Source organism: Morganella sp. EGD-HP17 (assembly GCF_000512315.2).
Lineage (GTDB): Bacteria > Pseudomonadota > Gammaproteobacteria > Enterobacterales > Enterobacteriaceae > Morganella > Morganella morganii.
Window position 1 is genome coordinate 185,379 of record NZ_AZRH01000009.1, and the last position, 8,183, is coordinate 193,561.

An 8,183-nucleotide genomic window follows, 5' to 3' on the forward strand; every position below is an offset into this window, starting at 1 on the left:
TGTGTATCTAATGATTAAAATTAAATAACACATGTTATTTTTTGATGCAAATATAATCTTGGTATGTTTTATTATTTTCATAAATTTACATATTTGGTATGTAGTTTAATCACTTTTATTTGACACAGCGCAAAATATAAAGAATCTCTCATGTTTTACATAAATTTTTTGTTGAAATTTTTTATTCGATCTTTTCGTGTCATTGTCTGACAAGACATGTTAAGCAAATCGTGAGCATAAAATGCGTTATTTTGTCTGTAATAATGGGCGTTTTTCAGTATATTTCGCCATCAGTATAATATGACAATATTAAATTATTGCTTGCTTTACAGTTGTTTGTATTGTTTTTATCACAGAGGGAGTGTGATAGCAGCGGTATTATTTAATTGTTAAATCTTGTGCGGTCGCGCGTTAAGAAAATAAACATCTGTAACAAAATTCTGTTTGTTTTGATTTCAATGCATTAAATTTTGTGTAAATTGCGATTAAGTGGCATTTCATGCTATTGTTAATCCAATTATAGATAAATAAAGAATAAACATTCCGAGGATTTTGTTACTAAGTAATGTTTACTTACATCTTTCATATTAATTCATTGAAATATCAGTTAAAAATAAACATAACAATTTATTAACAACAATATTATAAAAATATCTTATCTATCATCGTGGTTGTAATAACAGATAAACACACGTAATGTGTGACGTAAATATAACCTGAATTATTTCTGATAATAATATTTATCTGCTGACTTTATATATTAATAAAGCCGGATGGATTTTATTTAATTGATTTTTACTTTTGTATCCTGCTTTTATTTTTGCGCCGGGAGGCTTTCCCTTATGAAAAAATATAAATCTGTAAAAAGATTCGCATTGCCGGTATCTATTATACTGGGGTCGGGATTATATTCACTTCCCGGTATAGCGGATCCCTGTACATCGGTGACAGACGGTGACGGAAAAAAACACCTGACCTGTACCTCAACCATTTATTATTACAATTCCGGTGAGCACGGCGGAACGGCATTATCCGATTATGCGAGTGTGACCATCAACACTACGCCGGAAGCATCAATTTCGCCACTCCAGGGCTGGGCGGTTTACGGAAACAGCAGCACCTATAATTTCAATGAGCTGAATATTGAAACCAGCGGCGCCAAATCTGACGGTATCGTGACAAAAAACGGTGCCAGTAAAATCAACATTGATAAGTTAACCATCAAAACCACCGGCTCTTCCGCTGATGGTCTCAACGTCGGTAAGGAGAGTAACGGCACGGTGATTACCGTGGGTGACGATGCCTATATTGATGCATTCGGGATGGGGGTGCGTGCTAACTCATCAACCACCGGCACCAACGAAAACCTGATTACTCTCGGGAAAAATGCGGTCATTATTTCGCACGAGGCCGGCAGTAATCTGGAATTTCTGGGACGCGAATTAGGCACCGGATATGCGGTTTACGCCGGGAATACCAACTCCGCAGCAACCGGGGATGCCCGTGTGGTGATCGGCGATAACAGCACCATTGTGGCAAACGGCGGCTCTGCGCATGCGGTTTATGCCAACAAAGGCGGTATTATCGAACTGGGTTCAACGAATATCCGCGCCGAAGGCACGACGGCACACGGTATTTATGCCGAAGCCGGATCGAAAAAGGTTGGTGGTGCAACAGTCACTGCGGGCAGTCAGGTATATCTCGGCGGTGATACCACCATTAATGTGGTCAGTGACGGCCGGAAATTTGCCCTGTATGCCAAAGGGGCGGATTCACAGATATCCTCTTCTGATCGCCTGTCCGGTGACAGCATCCGCAGTGTATTCACCGTTGACGGCGATATGAAAGCAGAGACAAAAGGGATTATTGATCTGCAGATGGCGGATAACAGCCGGTTCACCGGCAGTACCAACTCACTGGAATATAATGCGGCAGGCGCGCCGAATACGACCACAAACGGTACCATTAATCTGGATATTGCCGGTGCCAGCAGTATCTGGAATATGACCGCTGATTCAGTGCTGTCAAACCTGACACTGACCGGTGCGACACTCCGTTATAACTCTCCGGATGATCTGAGCGATCCGGACGCCTTTGTACCGAAAACACTGACCGTGGCTGGTGATTACACCGGTAACGGCGGCCACCTGATTATGAATACGGTGCTGAACGGGGATGATTCACCGACTGATAAACTGCTGATCAAAGGTAATTCTGCCGGAACCACTACCGTCAGTTTTGTGAATATCGGCGGGCAGGGCGGGCTGACCATACTCAACGGCATTGAAGTTATCACGGTTGACGGTATTTCTGACGGTACTTTCACTCAGAACGGGCGGATTGTTGCCGGGGCGTATGATTATTATCTGGGACGCGGTAAAAACGGCAATGAGAATAACTGGTATCTGACATCAGATTACAGCCCGGTGACACCGGAACCAGAACCAGAACCAGAGCCAAAACCGGAGCCAAAACCGGAACCGGTAGTCCGCCCGGAAGCCGGGGGATATATCAATAACCTGTATATGGCAAATAACCTGTTTAATGTGCGTCTGCATGATCGTCTCGGTGAAACCCAATATACCGATGTACTGACCGGTGAGCGCAAAGTTACCAGTCTGTGGCTGCGGAATGTGGCCGGACATTCAACTGTGAAAAGCGGCGACGGACAGTTAAAAACCGGGACAAACCGTTATGTGGTACAACTGGGCGGGGATATCGCACAGTGGTCTGATAATGATCTTAACCGCTATCATATCGGGTTAATGGCGGGTTACGGCCGCATCAGCGGCAAGACCACAAACCATGTGACAAAGACCAGAGCCAAATCTGACGCAGATGGTTACAGTGCCGGGATCTACGGTACTTACTACGCGAATGAAGCGGATAAAAGCGGTCTGTATGTTGACAGCTGGGTGCAGTACAACTGGTTTAAAAACCGGATTAACGGAGACGAATTACCGGAAGAAAAATATAATTCTGACGGTATCACGCTTTCCGCCGAAGCCGGATACAGTTTCCTTATAAATGAAACACAGGGCAGTGATGGCAGTACCAACCGCTGGTTTATTCAGCCGAAAGCACAGGTGACCTATATGGGTGTGAAAATGGATACCCATACAGAGCGGGGCGGTACCCGCGTATCGGCGACCGGTGAAGGGAATATTCAGACCCGTCTCGGGGTAAGAGTGTACGGACTGGGACAGGCGTTGCAGGATAAAGACAATGATCGTCACTTCCAGCCGTTTGCTGAAATTAACTGGCTGAATAACAGTAAGATGACCGGCGTGTCCATGGACGACGATCACGTTGGTCAGTCCGGCACCCGCAATATCGGTGAAATTAAAGTGGGGATTGAAGGACAACTGACCCGCAATGCGGACATCTGGTTTAACGTGGCGCAGCAGGCCGGCAGTGATCATTACTCGGATACACAGGGTATGTTAGGTCTGAAATACCGCTTTTAACTGTCAGTAACATCCGGCCGGGGTAACAGGAATACTGTTATCCCGGTTTTTTTGTGTCCGGCGCTGATAGTGACTTAATCATTACCCCAGCGGTTCAGAAATTCAGCGATATCATCGATACGCTGTTTATTAATACCGGCTTCAGCTGCCATCTTTTTCTGGGCTTCCTCACTGATCTCTTCATTGTTCGTCAGACAGGTGATCAGTAACTGAAAATAGTGCGCCAGTCCGTCATACTCCTGCTCTTCAACCGGTTCTTCCGATTCCAGCGCGTACTCATCAGCGATATCGTAGTATTTATCCGGTACTATATTTTCCATAAATTCCTCCGGGGTTCATGCCGGTACCAGTGGTTTGTATCACACCATTGTAGCCGATCCGGCTTCGTTTTAGCACCTTACCCGGCGCTCCATCGTTATATAATATGATCTTTCCGGAAACGGATGGCGACCAACACGTATTTACCGGCTCAGGTTTCTTTTCTTGAAAGTTGTGATTTAAAAAAGGAATAAATGAGAGGAAAGATAAAAAACCGGAAAATCGCGCCTTAAAAATGATATCACTAATACAAATGTAACTGTATTAACCGACCGGTATGCGGCAAAGCAGCGAAATGAAATCACCTGTTGTGCCGGAAGGGCACAGAGTTGATTGTGGTTGTATCCGGCGGGGACAGGAAACCTGTTTTTACAGAAGCCTGAAAAGCAAAAACCCGCCATAAGGCGGGTTCTTTGAATAGTGGTGCCGGACTCGGAATCGACTTTTTATCATAACATCATGTATTTAAAATAATTAATTAAATTTGGTTTAATTTGTACCCTCAATTGTACCCTCAGTCCCTAAAATAGTATTTGCCGAGCACCAAAATGATCTCTTTTTTGAGAATATGATTTCGATTTCTATTAGGAAATAATGATACACCATGATATCGAAAAGAGCAGGGAGCCACATGGAGGCCTGTTTATTTGGTCTCTTACAATGATAATGAATGAGATGATTGATATCAATGAAAAATGGCCCAATTTTGATGGGCCGATAAACAAAATAGAAGGGGATCAGTGGGCAATATCGCGATAAAATACGGCATTACATTCAAAGTCGGCAAAAATTTTTGCCCTGTTTTTAGGATTGGGGGTAAACTGACCAATCGGTTTATCATTGGCGTATACTGCAAATGAGTTTGCTTTTGTTATTGCTTGCGTAAAGAGAGTCCAGGCATTACCTTCACTACGCGTTTTGGTTTCCTCCGGAATGTAATAGACTTCATCGTCAATAACAAAGGCGATATTGTTTGTATCGATAGGATGTCCATCTTGATAAAGATAAACGCCATTATCATATTCCTCATCAGCAGCAATATTACAGGCAAGAATAACACTGAGATGTTTATCATTACTGATACCGTACTCCATATAGCCTTGTGCGAAGGTTGCCGACCAATAATTGGGGATAGCAAATGCACTTAGTGAGCCGCTCATGAGAACACAGGCTAATAGTATTTTTTTCATCATCATTTAACCTCTGCGATGTTGAGAACAATATTGAAGCGCTTTGGCGGAATAACCGAGATATTGGCGTTGTTCTTCAGTTAATGATTGTGCCGTATTGATTTTTGATGCCATAAATTGGGCGAGTTTGTCTTCAGGGAATTTTTTAGTCAGAAGAGTGAAGGCGCATTCACACTCCTGTTTATTAAAGGCATTACTGTTGTTAACACATTGATGCATAAAAACCTCTTTGGGTGACTCTGAACAACTGGTTATCAGGAATAAGCTCAAAAGGAGCAGATATAAACGAAATAGGTTGAGATTTTTCATTGGATATTCAGCCATAAAAGAAAGAGTACACAGGGATTAGCCCGACAAACCAGCCAATGACTTGAGGGCCGATAGCCCAAAAGAGCTTGGCTTGTATCAGCCCTATCGCACCTTCGCGTGTTGTGATGTAATCAGGCATAATCGCGAGTCGTATAGCATTACCGATAAACATGCCCACTCCGGTGCCTAATCCCATGACAACGAAAAACTTAATCCCTGCCCAAACACCGTAGATATGACCGGTAGGGGAAATCCAATTATAAACAACGACAATTGCGCTAATGACAAAAGCAATTAGCAGGTATTTTATAAAATAAGATGAGTTCATGTAGCTACCTTTTTTAGGATGTAAAATAGCCAACATCAAAAAGGCATGTTGGCTAGGTAAGTTGAGGGTAATCTATAAGGTTGAATGCCAGAGATTAGAATCGATAAGTCAAACCAAATAGGATATCGTTGGCCTTCACTTTGATTTTTGAGGTGTTTTCCCCATCGCCCACCACTGTCGTGATGTCGGCTTTTCCGGCATCTAAATAGCGATAACTCAGACCCATATCCCAATCGTCATTGATGGCATAGTTCACCCCCGCACCGACACTCCAGGCAAAGTTATTGGCGGTATGCGTGTGAGTATCATGCAGAGAGAGCCCTGGGGTATAAGCATCAGCGCGGGTGGTTTTAAAATCCACGGCCGCATAGCCTAGCCCTACAGAGATATACGGCGTGAAATTTGAGCTATTTTTAATGTCGTAATACCCATTGACCATTAACGTATTGAGTTTGATTTGGTTTTTAATATCACGAGTTTGATGTACGCCATTACGCACACGGTCGCGGATGTTGTAGGTTGAACTCGCTTTATCACGCGCCATAAATTCCAATTCAGCGCGAACAGGGATATCAAACTGATTGGAAAAGTCATAACCCAACGCAAGTCCACCGCCAAATACCCCCGTACGATGGCTATCCCCATTTTTGGTGCCATTATCACCGGCATCAGCATAGCCGCTGTAGACAAACTGCTGGCCGGACATTTGCACAATGGATGCGCCCATTTTACCCGTAACATAAAGCCCCGTTTTACTGTCATCTGTGTTAGCGAATGCCGGTAATGAAATGCCCCCCATTAGGGCGGAAACAATAAACGCTTTTTTCATGATTGATTTCCTTTTAATCAATATCACATTAAGTATGGTTGAATCGCGTTATGTCAGTGGAAGGCATGAAAGATTTGACTCAATCACCTTAATATCACTGACATAAAGATAATTTAGCGTGAGATAGTTTAACTTAATTGATCTGTTTTACCTATCAATAATTAAAATACGATCGGTAATATCGATCATGGCTATCAATAAACGGTTATCGATCGGCGTAATCGATCAAGTGCTGTTTTGTCGCTTAAATAAGAAAAATCGTTAATGAATGATTTGATGAAATAAGAAGGGAATAAATGACACGTAAAGGATCATCTCCGTTATCGAATGGATTAATGTACTGGGTATTATTGAATGCCAAAATACGATGAAATTATATTTGTTCATTGGGGGGCGATGTAATGCTTTATAAACCATGACGTTTATTTATTTTGTTGTATACGTGAAAACCGAATTCTGTTAAAACCCAACGGTTTGATAGGTGCCAGTGGATTAAGCCTTTTTTCTCCAATGACAGCAGCGTTCTTTTATTGCAGAGTGGAGCGTAATTGAGTTTAACATTGCCTAAGGTTTTTATTTGCCGTTCTGATAATTTCATTGTGTTCACCGTAGATTAAGTATGGCTTATTATGCACAGAGGCTATAAGCGTTGACGCCCGGAGAAATGTGTGTGCATTTGTTCTGTGAGTACCCATAACGCTTTGTTCAATTTGATATCGCCATCAATCCCATTTACAGAGCGCGTGCGAGCTCGTTTTCCTTTGACGGTACGACCGGATAATCCCCCCTTGATTAGATTTTCCTGCAAACGTTGATAGACTGTCCATAAATCCTCTTTCTTATCTTCGACGCGCCGAGGTTGTAACACTTGGGCCTCGGTGATGGGGTGATGCTTTTCACCATAACGGTACGTTAATGCGGCTTGGGCAAAGATGTGTTGTGCTGAATGCGGTAACTGTAAGGATTGCATTTGCTCGCGTTTATCGGCAATCGCATCGAAGGTCTCTAACACCGCATAGGCGCCTTCAATCACTTTATTCAGCACATCCCCTTTATGGGGCACTCTGACTTCCCCAAAGCTGTCTCCACAAACCAGCCCATTCGCACATACGTATCGAAAGAAACCGGGCAGCATCTGATAACTGCTGGAGCCATCGTGGCTATTGAGTAAGATAATTTCAGGGACTTGGCTCCCCGTGATTTGGTCATGACGGCGTAATCGAAGTAGATGCTTGGTGTGTTCTCGGCGACTGGCATCACGCACACGCGTTTGGCAGGCAAAGAAAGGATAGAAGCCTTCTTTTTTAAGGCTATCCAATAACGTAATCGTGGGAATATAACGGTATCGGTCACTTCGGGAGTCGTGTTTTTCTCCGGAAAAAACACTGGGAACAGTGCGAAATAATTCGTCGGTAGTGAGTGGGCGGTCACGGCGAATGCTGTTAGCAGAACTAAAGCGAGAGGCTAATCGAGTCATGGTTTTACTCCGGGTTAATCAATTAAATGGAAAATAGCAATAGATTCAGCGTGCAGTGCGGCATAGTCACGTAGCTGATAAAAGCGCTCACACATCACGTCACTTTCGGTTTTAAATGACCAAATACTGTAAAGAATAAGACAGACAGCAATGCCAGCGGCTTCACAGCTGACGTCCGCTTCATTGCCGTTATGGGGGTTAAATAATGTCAATTTTTCGTTGTTTAGGTCGGGGTAAATAAACGCGCCACCATTGGATAAGGTGC

The 8,183-nt window shown here is 43.3% G+C and carries 8 protein-coding genes; 1 reads left to right on the plus strand and 7 read right to left on the minus strand.

What is annotated here, in order from left to right:
* Positions 1–944: 944 nt before the first annotated feature.
* Positions 945–3,467 (plus strand): autotransporter outer membrane beta-barrel domain-containing protein, encoded by a 2,523-nt coding sequence (locus tag X965_RS11530; protein ID WP_082457284.1) that lies wholly within the window; start codon positions 945–947, stop codon positions 3,465–3,467.
* A gap of 74 nt (positions 3,468–3,541) precedes the next feature.
* On the opposite strand, the gene X965_RS11535 is transcribed toward X965_RS11530, so the two are convergent.
* From X965_RS11535 to X965_RS11565, 7 genes are all read right to left on the minus strand, one after another.
* Positions 3,542–3,787 carry a DUF2543 family protein gene (locus tag X965_RS11535; protein WP_004234957.1) on the minus strand — a complete coding sequence of 82 codons (246 nt, stop codon included), beginning with the start codon at positions 3,785–3,787 and terminating at the stop codon, positions 3,542–3,544.
* Positions 3,788–4,522: 735 nt separating this feature from the next.
* Positions 4,523–4,981 carry a hypothetical protein gene (locus X965_RS11540; RefSeq protein WP_036418140.1) on the minus strand — a complete coding sequence of 153 codons (459 nt, stop codon included), beginning with the start codon at positions 4,979–4,981 and terminating at the stop codon, positions 4,523–4,525.
* Positions 4,982–5,194, minus strand: coding sequence for a hypothetical protein (locus tag X965_RS11545; RefSeq protein ID WP_230089002.1), 213 nt, complete (start codon positions 5,192–5,194; stop codon positions 4,982–4,984).
* 97 nt (positions 5,195–5,291) lie between these two features.
* Positions 5,292–5,612, minus strand: a complete 321-nt coding sequence (locus X965_RS11550) for a hypothetical protein (RefSeq protein ID WP_036418144.1) — start codon at positions 5,610–5,612, stop codon at positions 5,292–5,294.
* Positions 5,613–5,706: 94 nt separating this feature from the next.
* Positions 5,707–6,441 carry an outer membrane protein gene (locus X965_RS11555; protein WP_036418145.1) on the minus strand — a complete coding sequence of 245 codons (735 nt, stop codon included), beginning with the start codon at positions 6,439–6,441 and terminating at the stop codon, positions 5,707–5,709.
* 640 nt (positions 6,442–7,081) lie between these two features.
* Complete coding sequence (locus tag X965_RS11560; protein WP_036418147.1) at positions 7,082–7,918, minus strand: DUF932 domain-containing protein; 837 nt, start codon at positions 7,916–7,918, stop codon at positions 7,082–7,084.
* A gap of 14 nt (positions 7,919–7,932) precedes the next feature.
* A partial coding sequence (locus X965_RS11565) for an antirestriction protein (protein WP_036418149.1) occupies positions 7,933–8,183 on the minus strand: 251 nt, incomplete at its 5' end.

Bases quoted from the DNA above. Each gene is read 5' to 3' on its own strand.
- X965_RS11545 (WP_230089002.1), bottom strand. From the start codon at position 5,194: ATGCATCAATGTGTTAACAACAGTAATGCCTTTAATAAACAGGAGTGT.
- X965_RS11560 (WP_036418147.1), bottom strand. From the start codon at position 7,918: ATGACTCGATTAGCCTCTCGCTTTAGTTCTGCTAACAGCATTCGCCGT.
- X965_RS11550 (WP_036418144.1), bottom strand. From the start codon at position 5,612: ATGAACTCATCTTATTTTATAAAATACCTGCTAATTGCTTTTGTCATT.
- X965_RS11535 (WP_004234957.1), bottom strand. From the start codon at position 3,787: ATGGAAAATATAGTACCGGATAAATACTACGATATCGCTGATGAGTAC.
- X965_RS11540 (WP_036418140.1), bottom strand. From the start codon at position 4,981: ATGATGATGAAAAAAATACTATTAGCCTGTGTTCTCATGAGCGGCTCA.
- X965_RS11555 (WP_036418145.1), bottom strand. From the start codon at position 6,441: ATGAAAAAAGCGTTTATTGTTTCCGCCCTAATGGGGGGCATTTCATTA.